Source organism: Nonomuraea sp. NPDC049750, from assembly GCF_040659625.1.
Lineage (GTDB): Bacteria > Actinomycetota > Actinomycetes > Streptosporangiales > Streptosporangiaceae > Nonomuraea.
This window is the reverse complement of record NZ_JBFANB010000017.1, coordinates 221,725-239,183: the sequence shown is the minus strand read 5'-3', so window position 1 is coordinate 239,183 and position 17,459 is coordinate 221,725. Positions and strand designations below refer to the sequence as shown.

At 70.7% G+C, this 17,459-nt stretch carries 19 protein-coding genes; 12 read left to right on the top strand and 7 right to left on the bottom strand.

The window, feature by feature from the left end; genetic code table 11:
• Window positions 1–281: 281 nt before the first annotated feature.
• Window positions 282–1,079, top strand: a complete 798-nt coding sequence (locus AB0J16_RS36790; RefSeq protein WP_358548400.1) for an SDR family oxidoreductase — start codon at window positions 282–284, stop codon at window positions 1,077–1,079.
• A 15-nt stretch (window positions 1,080–1,094) separates the two neighbouring features.
• Here AB0J16_RS36790 and AB0J16_RS36785 read toward each other — a convergent pair whose 3' ends face one another.
• Entirely contained in the window at window positions 1,095–1,556 is a 462-nt protein-coding gene (locus tag AB0J16_RS36785) for a TetR/AcrR family transcriptional regulator (RefSeq protein WP_358548398.1), read from the bottom strand.
• 20 nt (window positions 1,557–1,576) lie between these two features.
• Here AB0J16_RS36785 and AB0J16_RS36780 point away from each other — a divergent pair, with 20 nt between their 5' ends.
• Together AB0J16_RS36780 and AB0J16_RS36775 are read left to right on the top strand one after the other, a co-directional pair.
• On the top strand, window positions 1,577–2,176 hold the full coding sequence (locus AB0J16_RS36780) for an LLM class flavin-dependent oxidoreductase (RefSeq protein ID WP_358548421.1): 600 nt from the start codon (window positions 1,577–1,579) through the stop codon (window positions 2,174–2,176).
• A gap of 119 nt (window positions 2,177–2,295) precedes the next feature.
• On the top strand, window positions 2,296–2,457 hold the full coding sequence (locus AB0J16_RS36775) for a hypothetical protein (protein ID WP_358548395.1): 162 nt from the start codon (window positions 2,296–2,298) through the stop codon (window positions 2,455–2,457).
• 86 nt (window positions 2,458–2,543) lie between these two features.
• On the opposite strand, the gene AB0J16_RS36770 is transcribed toward AB0J16_RS36775, so the two are convergent.
• Window positions 2,544–3,116, bottom strand: coding sequence for a TetR/AcrR family transcriptional regulator (locus AB0J16_RS36770; RefSeq protein WP_358548393.1), 573 nt, complete (start codon window positions 3,114–3,116; stop codon window positions 2,544–2,546).
• A 260-nt stretch (window positions 3,117–3,376) separates the two neighbouring features.
• Between AB0J16_RS36770 and AB0J16_RS36765 the strand changes: the two genes are divergently transcribed.
• The 6 genes from AB0J16_RS36765 to AB0J16_RS36740 all read left to right on the top strand — a co-directional run bounded on the left by AB0J16_RS36765 (window position 3,377) and on the right by AB0J16_RS36740 (window position 9,135).
• The gene (locus AB0J16_RS36765) at window positions 3,377–3,646 is read left to right on the top strand and encodes a hypothetical protein (RefSeq protein ID WP_358548391.1); all 270 of its coding nucleotides are present in this window, start codon (window positions 3,377–3,379) and stop codon (window positions 3,644–3,646) included.
• A 20-nt stretch (window positions 3,647–3,666) separates the two neighbouring features.
• On the top strand, window positions 3,667–4,239 hold the full coding sequence (locus tag AB0J16_RS36760) for a TIGR03086 family metal-binding protein (protein WP_358548388.1): 573 nt from the start codon (window positions 3,667–3,669) through the stop codon (window positions 4,237–4,239).
• A gap of 55 nt (window positions 4,240–4,294) precedes the next feature.
• On the top strand, window positions 4,295–4,765 hold the full coding sequence (locus tag AB0J16_RS36755; RefSeq protein ID WP_358548385.1) for a hypothetical protein: 471 nt from the start codon (window positions 4,295–4,297) through the stop codon (window positions 4,763–4,765).
• 391 nt (window positions 4,766–5,156) lie between these two features.
• Complete coding sequence (locus AB0J16_RS36750; protein WP_358548382.1) at window positions 5,157–6,866, top strand: FAD-binding protein; 1,710 nt, start codon at window positions 5,157–5,159, stop codon at window positions 6,864–6,866.
• 143 nt (window positions 6,867–7,009) lie between these two features.
• Entirely contained in the window at window positions 7,010–8,479 is a 1,470-nt protein-coding gene (locus AB0J16_RS36745) for a sensor histidine kinase (RefSeq protein ID WP_358548379.1), read from the top strand.
• The gene (locus AB0J16_RS36740) at window positions 8,476–9,135 is read left to right on the top strand and encodes a response regulator transcription factor (RefSeq protein WP_358548376.1); all 660 of its coding nucleotides are present in this window, start codon (window positions 8,476–8,478) and stop codon (window positions 9,133–9,135) included. Before AB0J16_RS36745 ends, AB0J16_RS36740 begins: the two co-directional genes overlap by 4 nt.
• A 76-nt stretch (window positions 9,136–9,211) precedes the next feature.
• Here the strand turns inward: AB0J16_RS36740 and AB0J16_RS36735 are convergent, their stop codons facing one another.
• The 4 genes from AB0J16_RS36735 to AB0J16_RS36720 are packed head-to-tail and all read right to left on the bottom strand — an operon-like array spanning window position 9,212 to window position 14,885.
• Complete coding sequence (locus tag AB0J16_RS36735) at window positions 9,212–9,634, bottom strand: hypothetical protein (RefSeq protein ID WP_358548373.1); 423 nt, start codon at window positions 9,632–9,634, stop codon at window positions 9,212–9,214.
• Complete coding sequence (locus tag AB0J16_RS36730; RefSeq protein ID WP_358548370.1) at window positions 9,631–9,981, bottom strand: hypothetical protein; 351 nt, start codon at window positions 9,979–9,981, stop codon at window positions 9,631–9,633. Before AB0J16_RS36730 ends, AB0J16_RS36735 begins: the two co-directional genes overlap by 4 nt.
• A 13-nt stretch (window positions 9,982–9,994) precedes the next feature.
• Window positions 9,995–13,990, bottom strand: coding sequence for a hypothetical protein (locus AB0J16_RS36725; protein ID WP_358548367.1), 3,996 nt, complete (start codon window positions 13,988–13,990; stop codon window positions 9,995–9,997).
• Window positions 13,991–14,027: 37 nt separating this feature from the next.
• Entirely contained in the window at window positions 14,028–14,885 is an 858-nt protein-coding gene (locus AB0J16_RS36720; RefSeq protein ID WP_358548364.1) for an FG-GAP-like repeat-containing protein, read from the bottom strand.
• Between the two features lie 152 nt (window positions 14,886–15,037).
• Between AB0J16_RS36720 and AB0J16_RS36715 the strand changes: the two genes are divergently transcribed.
• The 3 genes from AB0J16_RS36715 to AB0J16_RS36705 all read left to right on the top strand — a co-directional run bounded on the left by AB0J16_RS36715 (window position 15,038) and on the right by AB0J16_RS36705 (window position 16,635).
• The gene (locus AB0J16_RS36715; protein WP_358548361.1) at window positions 15,038–15,649 is read left to right on the top strand and encodes a helix-turn-helix domain-containing protein; all 612 of its coding nucleotides are present in this window, start codon (window positions 15,038–15,040) and stop codon (window positions 15,647–15,649) included.
• Window positions 15,650–15,826: 177 nt separating this feature from the next.
• On the top strand, window positions 15,827–16,078 hold the full coding sequence (locus AB0J16_RS36710; protein ID WP_358548358.1) for a hypothetical protein: 252 nt from the start codon (window positions 15,827–15,829) through the stop codon (window positions 16,076–16,078).
• Window positions 16,075–16,635, top strand: coding sequence for a hypothetical protein (locus tag AB0J16_RS36705; protein WP_358548356.1), 561 nt, complete (start codon window positions 16,075–16,077; stop codon window positions 16,633–16,635). Before AB0J16_RS36710 ends, AB0J16_RS36705 begins: the two co-directional genes overlap by 4 nt.
• A gap of 1 nt (window position 16,636) precedes the next feature.
• Here AB0J16_RS36705 and AB0J16_RS36700 read toward each other — a convergent pair whose 3' ends face one another.
• On the bottom strand, window positions 16,637–17,383 hold the full coding sequence (locus AB0J16_RS36700; protein ID WP_358548353.1) for an NAD(P)-binding domain-containing protein: 747 nt from the start codon (window positions 17,381–17,383) through the stop codon (window positions 16,637–16,639).
• Between the last annotated feature and the right edge of the window lie 76 nt (window positions 17,384–17,459).

Sequence of the window (17,459 nt, the reverse complement as noted above, 5' to 3'; positions counted from 1 at the left end):
ACGCGCTCGGCGCTGCAGAACGCCGCTTCCATCGCGGCGCTCTTCCTCACCACCGAGGCGGTCATCGCCGAGAAGCCCGAGAAGACCCCTGCCGCTCCGGCCATGCCGGGTGGCGACATGGACTTCTGAGCCGGGCCGTCGGGTGGGACCGCTCAGGGTCCCACCCCACCTGGAGCTCTGCTCAGGCGGTGAGCCGTCGGTGAGCGTACGGTGAGCCACTGCCGCCACCGTTGAGCCATCGCCGGATCCGCCGAGGGCCGGCCGCTGAACGAGGAGCAGAGATGAACAGTCTGACCGGCAAGACCGCGCTGGTGACCGGAGGATCGCGGGGAATCGGCCGGGCGGTCGCGCTGCGACTGGCCGCCGAGGGCGCTCTGGTCGCCGTCCACTACGGCGGCAACGACGACGCGGCCAAGCAGACGGTGGCGCGGATCGAGCAGGCAGGCGGCCGGGCGTTCGCCGTGCAGGCCCGGTTCGGCGACGATGGCGCGGTGGACCGCCTGTTCGAGGGCCTGGCCGAGGGACTGGCGAGCAGCGGTCTGGCCGAGGGACCGGCGAGCGGCGGCCTGGACATCCTGGTCAACAACGCGGGCATCGGCTCGGTCAACCCGATCGCGCAGGTCACGCCGGAGGAGTTCGGCAGGCTGCTCACGATCAACGTCAGCACACCGTTCTTCGTGATCCAGCGCGCGCTGCCGCTGCTGAACGACGGCGGCCGCATCATCAACATGGGCTCGGTGGCCAGCCGCTTCGCGGTCTCCACGCAGATCGCCTACAACCTCAGCAAGGCGGCACTGGAGTCGTTGGCCCCGTCCCTGGCCAATGAGCTCGGCAGGCGCGGCATCACGGTGAACACGGTCGCGCCCGGCGCGGTGCGTACCGACATGACCGCGGGCTACAACACCATCCCCGAGGCGGTCGCCGCGATCGAAGCGATCACCGCGCTCGGCCGGCTCGGCGAGCCCGAGGACGTCGCGGACGTCGTCGGCTTCCTGGCGGGCCCGCAGGGCCGATGGGTGACCGGCCAGACCATCGACGTCTCGGGCGGCACCTACCTCGGCCCGATCGCCATGGCGTGACGCATTCCCCTGGGATCAGCTGACCGCCCGCGGAACGCGGCTGTCGCGAAGCAGTCCGTCCATGAGGACCGCCAGCATTTGCCCGACACCGGCCCGGTCGGCGGGTGACTGCTCGTGGTCCCAAGCGACACCGGCGGCGAGGCGCAGGATCATCGAGGCGTCGATGTCATCCCGGACAGTGCCGTCGCGCTGGGCCGTTGCCACGAGTTCGTATGCCGCGGCGCGCATGGCATGGCAGGCCGAGTCCGATGGCGGCGTGTCGTTGTGAAGCGCCGTGGTGACGCTCGCCGCCAGCCCTCGATACGTCATGAGGTGGTCGACGAAGAGTTTCAACCAGGCCACGAGCGCTTCGTGCGGCGAGCGCTCGGCCTGTAGCTCGGCGGCCGCGGCGGCCAGGGCCTGGTAGCGGTTGTCGAGGACGGCCTCCACCAGCGCCTCGCGGGTGGGGAAATGACGGTAAAGAGTGCCCGAACCCACCTCGGCGTCGCGGCGATGTCATCGAGCGAGGCCTCCACGCCCGCGCGCGCGAACGCCGCGCTCGCCGCGGCGAGCAACCGAACCCGATTGCGCTGAGCGTCTGCCCGCATCGCACGCGTAACCCGCCGCCGGAGCCGTTCGTTCGGGTGTTGGCCGCCTTGCAGCCCAAAATGGTAGAACTGGCTCGCGACCGCACCGACGGCGTCCATTCGTTTTCGGCCCCGGTCGAACACACCGCTCTTGTCCGTAAAGCTCTGGGGAGCGATAAGTTGCTCATCCCCGAGCAGGCGTTCATCATCGAACCCGATCCCGAGCAAGCCCGTGCCATCGCTCGGCGGTACCGAGGCAGGACCGGCCCCGATTCGCCGTACACACGCAACTGGTTACGTCTCGGCTACAGCCAGCAGGACATCGCCGACGGGGGAAGTGATCGGCTGGTCGACGCGCTGGTCGCGTGGGGCACCCCGGAGGCCGTCGCCGCGCGTGTTCAAGCGCAACTCGACGCCGGCGCCGACCATGTGCTGGTCCATCCCATCGCCGACGACCTGACCACGGCCATCGGGCAACTCGAACAACTCGCGTCCGCCTTGCCACGTGGATTGGTATTCGCGAACAGTTGAACCTCGGGCTCTGCCAGGGCCCGAGGCCACATCCCGCTCCGGTGCTTCCCTGACGAAGGCGGGGGGGGCGGGGCTGCTCGACCTCGTACCCCATCGGCAGCTGCGTCGACCTCGACCCCGTGCGGGCCACGGCCACCCGCCACGCCCTGCTCGCCTCGCTCGCCGGCACCGGCGCCCTCGCGCTGGGCACCCACTTCCCCCCGCCGACCGCGGGCCGCGTGATCGCCGACGGCCCGGCCTACCGGCTGGTGTCCGTCCCGCCGGCCGGGGAACGGAGGTGACGGCACGGCCCTGAGTGGGGGCCGTCGACGGCGTCGCGTTACGTCAGCGGCGCCCGGGCACGCGCCCCGTGGTCTGCGGCGCTCACCTAATCGATCAGAAGGCGGTCGACCAGGGCGTTGACGTAGTCGGGGGTGAGCGGGCCCGTGCCGAACAGGACGCGGACGTACATCGGGGCCAGGAGATGGTCGAGGATGTCCAGGCCCTCGGGTGGGTGTTCGCCGCGGTCTCGGGCGCGGTCCAGCATGCCCCGCAGTTGGCGTCCGCGTTCGGCCACGAACGCGTCTCTTGCCGTTACGCCGGCCTCTCCCCCGGTGGACAAGGCGATGACCAGGCGCAGCACCGCCAGCCCGTCGGGTCCGGTCACGTCGCGCGCGACACCGGCCGCGTACGCGCGCAGGTCGCCTTCCAAACTGCCGGTATCCGGTATGGGTGAGGTGGTGGTGAGCCAGTTGATCGCCACGTCCGTGAGCAGGGCCTCCAGGGTGCCCCAGCGGCGATAGACGCTGGTGTCGGCCACTCCGGCGCGGGTGGCGACGTCACCGACGGTGAAGTTGCCGTGGCCGCGTTCGGCGATCAGGTCGGTGACCGCGTGGTGCACGGCGGCTCGGACGCGGGCACTGCGCCCGCCGGGCCGGCGAGTCGGCTGCTGTTCCAGCATGCCCGCCAGCTTAACGCAGTCACGACTTGCGTTTGCGATTCATGGCGTCCTAAAGTCTCCTAACGCAGTCGAGTACTGCTTTAGGAGTGGCCATGCCCCGCTGTTCTTTCCCGACAACCCTCAGTTCTGGTACGAGACCCTGCGCACCTTCGGACACATCGCCTACGGCGGCGCCGACTTCGGCGAGGTCGTGATCACCTGTCAGCGGATCACCGCCGGCGACTACGACAGCTGGCACGACGAGTGGCCGGCCATCCGCCATGGGCGATACCCCGCGCGCGTTCGGCGCTGCCTACCTGGACTACCACCTGCGCGACGGCATCGTCGAGAAGATCGCCTGCCCGACCCTGGTCTGCGCCGGGGCCGACGACGGGTTCTTCCAGGGCCGGCCCGAGCTGACCTGCCCCAAGACGCTGCTGGAGTTCACTGGCGAACAGGGCGCCGACGCCCACTGCCAGTCCGGCGCCCAGCGACTGGCCTTCGCGCGCGTCTACGACTGGCTCGACGACGTGTTCGGCACGACCGCCTGATCCCCTTCCTGGAGAACGACATGACCATCGCCATGATCGACCGCGCCCTCGACATGACCACCGCCATCGTCAAAGGCATCACCGACACCCGGCTCCACGCCCCCACCCCCTGCGCCGGCTGGGACGTGCGTACAGAGCTCAACCACATGGTCGGCGGCATGCGCGTCTTCGCCGCCGAGCTCACCGCGACCGACGCGGGCGGCGACCACGAGGATGACTGGCTCGGCACCGACCCGCAGGCCGCCTTCGTCACCGCGGCCGACCTCGACCGCGCCGCCTGGCATCGCCCGGGCGCCCTCGACGCCACCGTACGTTTGGGGTTCGGGGCCGTACCGGGGCCGATGGCCGCCCTCATCCACCTCACCGAAGTCCTCGTCCACGGCGTCGACCTGGCGCTCGCCACCGATCAGGAGCATCTCGTCGACGAACGGTCGTGCGGCGAACTGCTCACGATCATGCAAGGCATGGACTTCAACACCTTCCGCCGCCCCGGCATGTTCGGCCCCGCGGTCCCCGCTCCCGCCGACGCCCCCGCACACCGGCAACTACTGGCCTTCCTCGGCCGCGACGTCCCAGCCCGCCGCCGGCGATGAGTTCGCGGCACGCGTCCGGTCTACCCTTCCGACCACACGTCAACGGGAGGTAGCCGTGACAGCAGCGCGACACACAGCCAACCAGCGGTTGCAGAGCCTGGAAGTACTCGTCGGGGAGTGGGACATGGAGGCATCGATCGACGGGCAGCCGATGGGCCAGTGCACGGCGACGTTCACCTGGCACGACAGCCGGGGATTCCTCATCATGCGCGTCGACCCACCTCAGGCGATCGCCCCGGAATGGCGGGAGAGCTCGCCGTTTCCGATCGATGCCGCCATCGGTCTCGACGACCACAGTGGCGCCTTCGCCATGCTGTACGCCGATGCGCGGGGAGTGTGCCGGATCTACCGGATGAGCTTCGAGAACGGTCACTGGGAGATGCGGGGGCAGGCAGGGCCGGGCTTTCACCAGCGCTTCGAGGCGACGATCCGTGGCGACGGCCGTCTTGTCACCGGACGATGGGACGCCTCCAGCGACGGCGACACCTGGAAGCCCGACTTCGAGGTCACCTACGAGAAGAGATGAGGCGGGTTCGCAGGCCGGATCGCCCAGCGGTGTCGGCAGGCGACGCCCGACCTCTCGGAGGGCGCCGAGCTCCCTCGCCCGACCTCCTGGCCGCAGTCGGCGCGCCCTATTCACGGTCGCTCGCCCGACCTCCTGGCCACAGTCGGCGCGCCCTACTCACGGTCGCGCGCCCGACCTCTTGTCCGAAGGGCGCCCCACCCCGTGGCCGCGCACGCCCGGCCTCCTGGTCACAGTCGGCTGACGCCACCCGCTGCCGGTCAGCCGATCGGTGGGGCGGATCAGCCGTTCGGAGGGGCGGAGAGGTGAGCCGCTGATTCATGCCACGGGTTGATGTGTGCCGTGCTGCCTGCTTGAGAGGCTGACGACCTCCAATCGGAAAGGGGCGAGTCACATGCCAGAAGTGGGCGATGGGCGTACGAGCCTGCCGGGCGCCGCTGCGGTGAGTCGTCGTGGGCTGCTCGCCGGTGCGGGTGCCGCGGCGATCACCGCGGCGGGCACGGTGGCGGGCACCGCAGCGGCCGGCACATGGGGTGCCGAGGCGGCGTTGGCGCAATCGGGCGCGGCGGAGTCTGTCGCGGCGGATGCGGAAGCGGCGGCATTCGGGCCGGTGACAGTACGTCCGGGCGACTTTCGCTACGACAACCTGTTGCGTGGCAACAACTTCAGGTTCGTCGGCCGACCGGAGGAGATCCGCGTGGTCGGGTCGACCGATCAGGCGGTGCGCGCGGTGTCGGAGGCGGTGCGGTCCGGCCGACGGGTCGCGGTGCGCAGCGGCGGGCACTGCTTCGAGAACTTCACCGCCGATCCGGCGGTCCGGGTGCTGCTGGACCTCTCGCCGATGGACGAGGTCGGCTATGACGCCGACCGGCGGGCGTTCGCCGTGCAACCCGGAGCCACTCTCGGCCAGGTGTACCGGACGCTGCTCAAAGGCTGGGGCGTGACGATCCCCGGGGGCGGCTGCCCGGAAGTGGGGGCCGGTGGGCACTTCGCGGGCGGCGGATACGGACCGCTGTCCAGGCGGTACGGCTCGGTGGTGGATCATCTGTACGGCGTGGAGGTCGTGGTGGTCGACCGCGACGGCACCGCCCGCGCGGTGGTCGCCACCCGCGAGCCGGACGACCCGCACCGCGACCTGTGGTGGGCGCACACCGGCGGTGGCGGCGGCAACTTCGGCGTGGTCACCCGCTACTGGCTGCGCTCCCCCGGCGTCGCCGGCACCGATCCGTCCCAGCTGCTGCCGGCGGCGCCGCAGCGGATGCTGCAGCACGTGGTCATCTGGTCCTGGGAGCACATAACCCAAAATGCACTTACCGGACTGCTGCGTAACTTCGGGGACTGGCATGAGCGCAACAGCGCGCCCGGCTCTCCGTACGCCGGGCTGTACGGGATCCTCCAGCTGTCGCACCGCGCCGGCGGGACCGTCATGCTGGTCGCGCAGATCGACGCGGACCTCCCCAACGCCGACAGCATGGTGACCGGCTTCGCGTCCTCGGTGACCGCCGGCCTCGACCTCAAACCGGCGCTCGACATCCGGCGGACGATGCCCTGGTTACACCGGATGACCTGGCCGGGCACCGGCGAGCCGGGTGACGTGATCACCCGGCGATACAAGATCAAGGCCGGCTACCTGCGACGATCATTCACCGAGACCCAACTCGCGGCCGTCCATCGCAACCTGACCAACTCCACCGGCGGCTCCAACGCCGGCATGCTGCTCATCGGCTACGGCGGCCAGGTCCGCGCGGTAGCGCCAGGAGCCACCGCGATCGCCCAGCGAGACGTGGTCATGAAGGCGGTCTACCAGACGATCTGGGAAGACGAAAAGGAGGACAAGGCCAACCTCGACTGGGTCCGTGGCTTCTACCACGACGTTTACGCCGAGACCGGCGGCGTGCCCGTGCCCGGCGAGGTCAACGACGGCTCCTACATCAACTACCCGGACGCCGACCTGGCCGACCCCGCGTGGAACACCTCAGGTGTGCCCGCGCACACGCTCTACTACAAGGACAACTATCCACGCCTCCAACGGGTGAAGGCTCGGTGGGACCCGCGCAACATCTTCCGGCACGCCCTGGCCATCGAGCCTCCCCGGGCCGGTTGAGCCGCGTAGGGAAGTGCCAACGTGGAGGCTAGATCCCCCGCTGGGGCGGCGACGGATGAGGAGGACGCGGATGTGCGATCCAGCGACACGGTGGCCCGTGCTTCCACCCGCATGCTGGCTTGCGCCGGTGGAGGAGCACGTGGATGAGTGATCCACCGGTACGGTGGCCCCTGCCGGTGACCGTCGGCCCGTATGCCTTACTGGCGCTCCTGGCCGGTGTCACCGTGGCCATCAAACAGTCGGCGGGCGCGTCCCCGCTTATCGACCTGGTGCTGTGCGCGCTGATGGCGGCCTGGATGCTGGGGCTCTTCACGCTCCGCCCCGCCTGGCGCGAACGCGTGCCGGTGATGGCCATGTTCTTCACCGTACTGATCCTGCTCACGGCGATTCTGGTGGTCAGGGACCCGTGGTTCGGGTTCTTCACTCCCGCCGGATACATCTACGCCTTCCGGGTGCTGCGCTGGCCGTGGCAGCCGGCCGGCGTCGCGGCGGTGGCGATGGTGTCGGGCACGGCGCAGGCGTACGGCGTGGACAAGACCACACCCGTGGGACTGATCACGTACGTCGCTGTCATGGCCGCGAATGTGATCCCTATGTGTGGCTTCGCCTGGTTCGCTCGGCGTAGTGCTCAGCAGAACGACGAGCGCAAGCGGGCGCTGGAGGAGGCGCGTGAAGCGAACCGCAAGCTGGAGACGACGCTGACGGAGAACGCCGCCCTGCACGAGCGGTTACTTGCGCAGGCCAGGCAGGCCGGCGTGCACGACGAGCGGCGGCGGATGGCCCGGGAGATCCACGACACCCTGGCACAGGGCCTCACCGGCATCATCACCCAACTGCACGCGGCCGAGCACGCCGGCGACGACCCGGCGGAATGGCGCCGGCACATCGAGGCCGCGACCAGGCTGGCCGGGGAGAGCCTGTCCGAGGCGCGGCGATCGGTGGACGCGCTGCGTCCTGAGCCGCTGCGGACCGCGCGGCTGGGCGAGGCGCTGGCGAGCGTGGCCGGCCGCTGGTCGGCACTGCACGAGATCCCGGTCCAGGTCACGACGACCGGCACGGCGCGGCCGATGCGCCCGGAGGTCGAGGTCGCGCTGCTCAGAACCGCGCAGGAGGCACTGACGAATGTGGCCAAGCACGCGCGGGCGACCCGGGCGGGGGTGACACTGTCGTACATGGAACACGAGGTCGCTCTGGACGTGCGCGACGACGGCGCCGGCTTCGACCCGGCCCGCCTCGGGGACAACGGAGACGGCTCCGGCGCGGCCCACCTCAGGGACAGCGGTGGCGGCTTCGGCCCGGCCCGGCTCAGGGATGACGATGGCGGCGGCTCCGGATCAACCCGGCCCGGAGATGGCGGCTTCGGCTCGGCCTGCCCCGGGGACGGCAGCGGCGATTTCGACGCGGCCCGCCTGAGGGACAGCGGTGGCGGGTTCGGTCCGGCCCGGGTCAGGGACGGCGGTGGCGATGGTCCGCGTACGGCTCACCTTGGGTTTGGGCTGATCGCGATGCGGCAGCGGATCGAGGGCCTGTCAGGCACGCTGCAGGTGGAGTCGGAGCTCGGTGCCGGCACGGGGATCTCGGCCCGCGTCCCCGCCGAGTGGGCCGAGTCATGAGCCGCCCGGACAGCGTGATCAGACTGCTGGTCGTCGACGACCATCCGGTGGTCCGAGATGGCTTGAGCAGCATGTTCGCCCGCGATCCGGACTTCGAGGTGGTCGGGGAGGCAGCCGATGGAGCCGAGGCGGTCCGGCTCGCCGAGACGCTACGGCCGGATGTGGTCCTCATGGATCTGCGGATGCCCGGCATGGACGGCGTGAGCGCGACAAGAGAGCTGGCCGGGGGCGGGACTGGGGTGCGCGTGCTGGTGCTCACGACGTATGACACCGACAGCCACGTGCTGCCCGCGATCGAGGCGGGCGCCACCGGCTACCTGCTCAAGGACGCTCCCCGTGACGAGCTCCTGCGGGCGGTCCGGGCGACGGCCCGGGGCGAGGCGGTTCTCGCGCCGTCGGCGGCGGCTCTGCTCATGAGCCGGGTACGGTCCTCCGCCTCGGGGCCGCTCAGCCAGCGGGAGCTCGAAGTGCTCCAGCTGGTGGCGGCCGGTGGCACGAACCGGGAGGCGGCGGTGCAGCTGTTCATCACGGAGGCCACGGTCAAATCCCACCTGCTGAACATCTACGGCAAGCTCGGCGTCGGCGACCGCGCCGCCGCCGTCACCGAGGCGTTCAACCGGGGGCTGCTCCTCCCCCGAGTACCGGGACAATCCTGACGCCGCGCCGGTGCCCGCTATCAACGCGCACCGGCGCGGCGTCCGCCGGTCTCAATCCGCCTGGAGGCGGCGTGGCTCAGGCGGTTCCCTTCCCATCGGCCGATCTCGCCACGTCCTCGGCCATCCTGGCCAGCACGTTCCTGGCGATCAGCGCCACGGTCTTCATGTCGCCCAGCGCCTCGATCCGGCCGTCGGCCGACCCGCCGTGTTTCTCGTAAGCGGACGACAGCTCGCCGCCGTAGAGCGCTTCCCGCGCCCTCGGCACCGCCTGGTCGGCGAGCACCCTGAGCGCCGCCCGGTACTGGCCGGGCGGCAACGTCAGCAGATTGAGGTGGAGGCCGGCCCCGCCGGGACCGTCGTGCCGGGGCACGACGGTGAGTTCCCCGAGCCCCGGCACCCCTTCACGGAGGGCCGCCACCATCAGGCCGAACATGGGTTCCGAGCCGGAGTACATCAGCCAGCTGTAGTCGGGTGAGATGGAGACGCTGTAGAGGTTCACTCCGTGCTCCTCTCATCCAGCTCCCGCAGCACCTCGGCGGCCATCATGGCCAGGATCTCCAGATGATGGACCTCGCCGGCGAGGTGTGCCTCGTACTGCGGATCGCGCACGCGCGCCTCATAGACGGCCGGGACCTCCTCGGCCAGGACCCTCAGCACCTCGTGACGGCCAGGCTCCGGCAGATCGTACACGCGGAAGTTGTGCAACTCCGCGAAACCGGCCTGGTCGGCGTACGACCAGACGGACTCGTCGTGGACCCGTTCCTTGAGGTAGTCCACAACCCACGAGGACAGGCCCGTGGACGCGGGCCAGACATATTCCGCCGAGACACTGATGTCCCTGCTCATGTGCACCACCCCCTCAGTGGATACCGACGAAGGAGACCTTGCTGGACCAGCCCATCTCCTGGTAGTAGGCCCTGAGCGTAGCGAGCTCGGAGGCCCCCAGTTTCGACATGTCGAAGATCGTCACGTCGGCCTTGTTGACATGCTTGGCGATGGTCGCCTTCAGGTTGCCGCCGTTGCCCGCCCAGTGATCGGCGAAGCGCTGCGGGGTGAGGTCGCGCCCCATGGCGTCATACGTCAGGCCGTTGGAGCCGACCCAGTCAGGGTTGGGCGGGGTCGGCTGGCCGGGCCCGGGCTTGGGCGGCGTGTAACGACTGAGCCTGACACTCGACTGCGCCTCGAACAGCGTGGCGGACGCCGCCTCGTCGGCCCGGAACCCGCGGCCGGCGTCGAAGCCCAGGTCGAAGGTGTGCGCCAGCTTGGCGAATTGCTCGCTTTTCGTGCCGGTGGCCGTCGTTCCGGTGATGGCTTCCAAGCGGGCCACCGCCGTTGTCAGTGCCTTCGGCGCGACCTCGCCGCTGGCGACCGATGCCCTCAGCGCTTCGACGGCGGCGTCGAGACCGATGCCGGTGCGCATCGCCGTCTCGAGGGCGATGATCTTCCGGGCGACCTCGACGATCTTGTCCGGCGGGACGAAGAACGCCGCCGCCATCAGGCAGTTGCCGACTTTGAGCTTGGCGCACTCGGTGAAGTCGTGCGTGATGATCTTCAGCAGGTTCCGCAGCGCACCGGCCATCAGCTCCTGCTGGGTGAAGTGCCGGGTCGTCTCATAGTCGCGCGTGAACGGCTCGTTCCCCACCGGGAAGTACGAGCCGGTGCAGGAGCCGTCCGAGGAGTACTGGCAGTCCGACAGCACCATGTAGTAGGCCGTGCCTTCGAGATGCACGTGCAGCCTGATGTCGCAGCCACCGGTGCCCACGCAGTCGCTGAGCGGCTCGATGTAACTCTTGTCATTGAACTCGAAGTACGTCAGGACGTTCGCGTTGGCCGCCACCTGGTCGTTCAGGTCGCTGGCTTCCTTGGCGGTCTCGGTGCGGGTGGCGGCGTCCTGGGCGTCCTTGGCCGCCTGCCGGGCGTTGGCGGCCGCGGTCTCGGCAGTGGTCGCGTCCGCCTCGGCCTGGGTGGCGACGTCGCGGGCCTTGGCCGCGTCGTTCTCGGCCGCGCCGGCGGCCTCGCGGGCGGAGGCGGCGTCGCGTTCGGCCTCGTCGGCCGAATCACGGGCCTCGCCGGCGTACTCGTCGGCGGCGTCGGCGGCCGATGCGGCCGCCGCGGCGTCCGCGGTGGCCTGGCGGTCGTACTCGACGGTGTTGGCCTCGGCCTTCACCGCCGCGCTTGCCGCCGTCTTCGCCTCGGCCGCCGAAGCCTGGGCCTGGGCGAGCGAGGCCACCGCCCTGGCCGCGGAGCCCGCCGCCTGGGACGCTGCGGTGGCGGCCGCCTTGGCGTCGGCGTCGGCCTGGGCCGCGAGGGCGGCTGCCTCCTTCGCCGCCTTGTCCGCCTGGGCCGCCTTGGCCTGGGCGACGGCGGCCTGCTGGGCGGCCAGCGTCTTGGACGCCTGCGCGGTCAGCACGGCCAAGCCCGCCGAGGCGTCGGTCTCCTTGTACGGGGAGCCCAGCTCGATGGCGTCGTTGGCCGGTTTGATCACCTGTACGGCGGAGTCGCGGGCGGCGAGCGCCGCCTGGGCGGTCGCGTAGGCGAACCCGGCGGTCTTGACCGCGCTGACGTGCGCGGCGTCGGCCTCCTTGCGCGCGACGACGGCGTCGGCCCTGGCCTTGACCGCGTTGGCCTTGGCGGTGTCGGCGTAGGCCTTGGCGTCGCGGACGTTGATGGAGGCGTCCCACGAAGCCTTGATGGCGTCGGCCGCCGCCGCGTGGGCCTTCATGACCGATGCGTTGGTGATCGCCACGTCGCGCTGGGCCCCGTCGGAGGCGGACCGGGCGCGGGCCGCAGAGGCCTCGGCGCGGGTGGCCGCCTCGCGGGCCGAGGCTGCGGCCGAGGTGGCCTCGTTGGCGGCGGCGCGGGCGTTGGTCGCGGCGGTCGTCGCGGCGGTCGCGGCCGACCGCGCCTGGGTCGCGGCGGCGCGGGAGGCGGCAGCGTCGGCCGTTCCCTCGTCCGCCGCGGCCTGTGCCTCGGCCGCCGCTGCCTGCGCGGACAGGATGTCGCGCCGGCGTTCCGCGGCGATCGCGTCGCTGCGCGCGGTGATGGCTCTTCGTTCTGCCTCGACCGCCTCGTCCTTCTTGCTCGCGGCGGTGGCACCGGCGGTCTGCGCGTCGCCGAGCCTTGAGGCCGCGATCTGCCGCTGGTTTTGAGCCGTGCTCTCCGCTGCGGCGGCGTTGGCCCGCTCCCTGGCGGCGATCTCCTTCTGTGTCTTGGCGTTGTCGCGCTCGGCCTCGGCGATCTGCCGCTTGGCGCGGGCGTCGGCCGCGGCCGCCTTCGCCGTCTGCTCGGCGGCCTCGGCCCTGGCCTGAGCGCTCTTGGCCTTGGCCGCGTTCTCCGCCGCCAAAGCCGCCTGCGTCGCCGCGCCTTCGGCGGCGGCCTTGGCCTGCGCGGCCGCCTCCTCGGCGGCCATCCGCCGGAACTCCGCCCGCGAAGCGTGCGCCTGCGTCTCGGCCAGCGCCATCAGCGTCTTACTGTCCGCGGCAGAGGCACGAGTGGCGTTGGAGGCCGTCTCGGTCGCCTTCGAAACGGCCAGCGTGGCCGCGGCCGAAGCCCGGGTGACCTGCACCGCCTGCTGGCCGTAGAGCAGGCCGCGGCCCCGGGGCAGCCCGGCGGCGTCGGCGATCGCGTACGCGGCCTGCTGAGCCGCGACGGCGGCGGTGGCGTGCCGCTGCGCCGACTGGGCGGCGCGCGAGGCGACGAACACCCGGCCCAGCGCCATCGCCTGGCCCTTGACGATGTCGTTCTTGACCTTGGCGAACACTGCGGCGCTCGGATAGGACGGGGTTCCGGACGGCTGCTTGAGCCAGTAGGCCTGCCAGTCGGCCAGCCGGACCCCAATGGTCGACTGCCCGAGGGCCTCGCCGAGGGCCTGGGTGGCGACCTGGAGGTCGGCGGTGGCCTGAGCCTCCTCGCTGAGGATGGTGTCACGCTGGGCGCGCTGGCCGTCGACCTCCTGCTGCCACTCCGCCGAGGCCTTGGCGAACTCAGCGGTCAGGACCTCGTGCGGGTCCGGCGGGTTGTCGGTGGCGCAGGAGGCGTAGCGGGCCTTGAGGTTCTCGACGTCGACCCGGAATTCCATGCTGTCCGGATCGGGCGCGCTGGTCGGGAAGCCGCCGCGCTCCAGGAAGGCCCGCGCGTCGTCGGCGTACATGGGGTGCAGGAAGGACATGTCCTTCCACGCGTCCCGCCCCTTGTCGTCATCGCCGTTCGCGGGGTAACGCTCCTTGGCGATCGCGTTGACCGCGTCCACGGACTCCTTGGCGGCCAGCGGGGTCTGGTCGGCGTAGAAGTCCTCCTCTTCCGTCCAGTACTGGCCGTCGACCCAAGAGGTCAGGCCTACCTTGCTGAACGGGTTGTCCTTCTGCTCGATCCACTGAAACGAGGCGTCCGTGTAGCCCTTCGGGGGCGGGACGTTGAGCGACTCCTCCCAGACGGTGTGCCGGTCATTGAGCTCGTCCAGCTTGGCCGAGGCCCGCTCTTCGTCCTGCTCGTAGGCGGTGTGCAGCGGAGTCGACGGGGTGGTCTCGTAGTCGGGGGCGGCGTTGCGCAGCAGGATGTCGTCCGTGCCGCCCAGCCCGGCGCGGGCGACTGCCTTCAGATCCTGGCCGCCCTTGCGCTGTACGGCGGTGAGCAGGCACTGGGCCGCGCGGACCGACGCGGCGTGCGCCAGGTCGTACTCGGCGGCGTCAGCGAAGGCGGAGTCGGCGAAGGCGAGCGCCGGGCCAGCGCCGGGCAGGGGCGCGAACTGCACGCCGGCGATGACGACGCCGACAGAGGTGAGGGCCGCGGCGGCGGCGCGCAGCCGTCCTAAAAGAGGGCGCCGGGTACGGCGCGATGAAGCAGTGGTCGTGTGCATGGTCAGCTTTCAGCCGCTGGTACGAGGATGGAGGTGCTCAGAAGAAGGCGTTGAAGGCGTTCCAGCCCGCGTTGCCGATCTTCTCTTTGGCGGCGAAGGGGGCCGAGGAGACGCCGGTGCCCTTGAAGAGCCACAGCGCGCCGGCGGAGTCGCGGGCGATCAGGTCGGCCTTGCCGTCCCCGTTGTTGTCGCCGGTGGAGACCAGGGCGGTGTAGGCGTCCCAGCCGGTGCCCGCGCTGATGCGGGCGCCCAGGATCTGGTTGTCGGTGATGCCGCCGGTCCCCGGATAGATGTAGAGGGTGCCGGCGGTGGTCCTGGCCAGCAGGTCGTTCTTGCCGTCGCCGGTGTAGTCGCCGTAGCCCGCCAGGGCGTCCATGCCGTTCCAGCCGGCGGTTCCGGCCTGGACGCGGGCCGCGAGCCCGCCGTCGGTGCGGCCCGGGTAGAGCCACAGGGCGCCGGCCGTGTCCCGTGCGATGATCTCGGGCGCGGCGCTGCTGCCCATGTTGCCCGGGGTCATGATCAGGTTGTAGCCGTCCATGTTCGAGGCGACGGGCATGGTGGAGGTGCCCCGCTCGGCGGTGTAGTAGAGCTCACCGCCCAGACGGAAGAACAGGTCGTTCCTGGCGCCGTTCTCGGAGGTGTTGGCGCGTAGGATCGCGGTCGCTGCGGAGAAGCCGCCGCCGAGGTCGACGGCGGCCTCGAGGCCGCCGGTGCTCTTGGGCTCATAGGCGAGCAGGTGACCGTCGCTCGCCCTGCGTACGAACAGGGGCAGCATGGGCGCACCAGCCGCGGCGGACGCGGCGGGCGCGGTGAGCAAGGAGCCCAGCACGGTGAGCAGGACCAGCGCTGCCAGGGTTCTGGCACGGGCTAACGCCCGGTTTACGGGTTTGGACATTCGATGTGACCTCGTATGGCTAGGAGGGGTCGACCTCGCGGGTGGCGTACTCGCTCTGCCCGCGAGAATGTGTCCAAGATACACAGTAACGGAGCACATGCTCTGTTATTCTGGTGGGCGTGCCTCGCCCTCGGGTCCATGATCTGGATCACATGCTGGATGTCGCCGAGCGACTGGTGGTCGACGGCGGTCCGGAGGGCTTGACGGTGCGCGGGCTGGCGGCGGCCTCCGGGGTGTCGAACGGGGCGATCTACCACGCGTTCGGGTCGCTGCCGGTGCTGCTCGGGCGGCTGTGGCTGAGGGCGGCGGAAGAACTTCTGAATCTGCAGATCGAGCTCGTCGACGCGGCGCCGGGCGACGGCCATGAGGCGGCGGTCGAGGCGGTGGTGGCGGCGGCGAGCGCGCCCGCGGTGTTCGCCGACCGGCGGCCCATGGCGGCGCGGCTGCTGATGACGACGCGACGTGACCAGCTGCTCGGTCCCCAGGTTCCGGAGGAGCTGGCCGAGGCGATGTTCGCCCTGGACAAGCGGCTGATGATGTTGCTGTCCGGGCTGGCGCGGGCGCTGTGGGACCGAGCCGACAGGGCGGGCGTCGAGGTGATGACGCTGTGCGTGGTCGATATGCCGACGGCGATGTTCCGCCGGACGTTGACCGCGCCGTCCGCGGATGGCCTGCCCGAGATCGGCGCCGACAGTCGGGAACGACTGAAAGCCGCGGTTCGCGCCGCCCTAACCCTTCCGCCACCGCCCCCGCACGTCGGCTAGACGAGTTGTTCGGAACTTCCCCCGTTTGAAGCTGGGCCGCAGCAGCTGGACGCCGCGTGCCGCCAGGCCGGCCTCGTATGGCCCGCTTGACCAGCTCGGAGTCGCTGAGCAATCTGTCCTTGCGCGCAGCCAGACTTCGGAACTAACTGGTCTTGGTAGTTGACGGTGGGGTGGGCTATGGGAATGGTCGAGGGGCTCTGGAAGGCCAGGGAGATGCCGCTCCGTGACGGGCTGTACCGGCCGGACGACACTGGCTTGGAGTTGCATGTTGACGGTCCGGGGGCGTACCACCCGGATGCTGGGCAGCCGATTCCCTTCCGGTTCATGGCGGGCGTGCACACCATCTGGAGCATCAGCGTCCCGATCGCGATCATGGAGACGCTGGCCGGCTCCCGCCGCACCACGCCCTGGCTGGCTTCTGGACCGTGACCGTGATCTTCGCGCTCTACTCCGTGCTGGCCACCGCCGCCACTGCCGCCAACAAAGGCCTGCTCACCGGCCCGCTCCAATACATCGGGTCGGCCGTGGTGATCGCCGCGCTCGTCGTGCTCGGCCTGCGCCCGCGCCCCAGTGTCCCCATGGCCGAGGGGAAGGCGCCCAGCCCCTGGGCGGTGTTCGCCTTCGCCCTGGCGGCCGGCGCGATCTTCGTCCTCCTCTACGCGGTCGACCCCACCGGCCTGTCGCCATGGCCGGCGATCCCTCTTCCGGCGTGGGGCAGCGTGCTCATCTACCTGGCCCTGTTCGGCGCGCTGGTGGCCCGCTGGTCGCATCGCTTCGGCTGGTCGGACGCGCACCGGCTGGCGCTCGCGGCGGGGGCCATGCTCACGTACGCGTGGCACTCGTTCCCGTGGGAGCCGGTCACGACCGAGCCCGTGAGCCAGGTGGTCGACCTGACCAGCAACGCCATCTCGACGGTCGGCGCGATCGTCCTGCTGGTGATCGCGGCTCGCCGGGTCTCCCCCATGGCCAGCAGGAAGGGCGGCTGACTCAGTCGTCGCTCGGGAGCCTGGCCTCGCCGGCCGGCCGGCGTACCGCGATCTCGACGAGCTTGCCGACCCGCGCCGCGGGAACGGCGACGCCGGGTGTCTGGAGGGTCCAGCGGAGGAAGGCCTCGACGTTCATGGCGGGCGTCTCGCCGAGATAGGGGTGGATGTATACCGGCGTGTTCGGCTCGCTGCGCCAGCTGTCGGCAAGTGGGCCGATGTCCACCCCGTCATAACCGAGGACGTCCAGCAGCCGGATGGTCTCTGCCTTGGCCGCCGCGTCGTCGCCGGCGATGGGCAGGGCGCTGCGGTCCGGCGCTCCCGTGGGCCGGGCGAGGGAGAACAACTGGTGCGGGGTGATGGTGTTGAACACCTTGACCACCTGGGAGTCCGCGAGGTGGCGCTGGATCAGCGCGCTGGAGGTCAGTTCGCCCGCGTCCAGCTCGGCCAGGTGGCCGTCCCGCTCGGGGTAGTAGTTCGCCGTGTCCAGCACCGTCTTGCCGGCCAGCGCTTTGGCGGGGAGCCGCCCGTAGGCGTTCAGCGGGATGGCCGCCACCACCAGGTCCGCGGCGCGTGCCGCCTCTGCCGGTGTGGCCGCTCGGGCACCCCCGCCCAGGTCGGCGACCACATCGGCGAGGGTCTCGGGTCCTCGCGAATTGCTGAGGACAACCTTGAGGCCGGCCGCGATGGCCAGGCGGGCAACGGAAGAACCGATCATTCCGCTGCCGATGAGTCCGAGCGTTTGGGACACGACTTATCTCCATTCATTCGGGTGGATGCCGGGACAGGAGCTCGTGGGTGGCTCGCCTGACAGCGTGGAGCCGCCG

What these genes read in the sequence shown, in the direction of transcription:
- AB0J16_RS36790 (WP_358548400.1), top strand. Translation starts at nt 282, where the DNA reads ATGAACAGTCTGACCGGCAAGACCGCGCTGGTGACCGGAGGATCGCGG.
- AB0J16_RS36770 (WP_358548393.1), bottom strand. Translation starts at nt 3,116, where the DNA reads ATGCTGGAACAGCAGCCGACTCGCCGGCCCGGCGGGCGCAGTGCCCGC.
- AB0J16_RS36765 (WP_358548391.1), top strand. Translation starts at nt 3,377, where the DNA reads ATGGGCGATACCCCGCGCGCGTTCGGCGCTGCCTACCTGGACTACCAC.
- AB0J16_RS36760 (WP_358548388.1), top strand. Translation starts at nt 3,667, where the DNA reads ATGACCATCGCCATGATCGACCGCGCCCTCGACATGACCACCGCCATC.
- AB0J16_RS36750 (WP_358548382.1), top strand. Translation starts at nt 5,157, where the DNA reads ATGCCAGAAGTGGGCGATGGGCGTACGAGCCTGCCGGGCGCCGCTGCG.
- AB0J16_RS36745 (WP_358548379.1), top strand. Translation starts at nt 7,010, where the DNA reads ATGAGTGATCCACCGGTACGGTGGCCCCTGCCGGTGACCGTCGGCCCG.
- AB0J16_RS36740 (WP_358548376.1), top strand. Translation starts at nt 8,476, where the DNA reads ATGAGCCGCCCGGACAGCGTGATCAGACTGCTGGTCGTCGACGACCAT.
- AB0J16_RS36730 (WP_358548370.1), bottom strand. Translation starts at nt 9,981, where the DNA reads ATGAGCAGGGACATCAGTGTCTCGGCGGAATATGTCTGGCCCGCGTCC.
- AB0J16_RS36725 (WP_358548367.1), bottom strand. Translation starts at nt 13,990, where the DNA reads ATGCACACGACCACTGCTTCATCGCGCCGTACCCGGCGCCCTCTTTTA.
- AB0J16_RS36720 (WP_358548364.1), bottom strand. Translation starts at nt 14,885, where the DNA reads ATGTCCAAACCCGTAAACCGGGCGTTAGCCCGTGCCAGAACCCTGGCA.
- AB0J16_RS36715 (WP_358548361.1), top strand. Translation starts at nt 15,038, where the DNA reads ATGCTGGATGTCGCCGAGCGACTGGTGGTCGACGGCGGTCCGGAGGGC.
- AB0J16_RS36710 (WP_358548358.1), top strand. Translation starts at nt 15,827, where the DNA reads ATGGGAATGGTCGAGGGGCTCTGGAAGGCCAGGGAGATGCCGCTCCGT.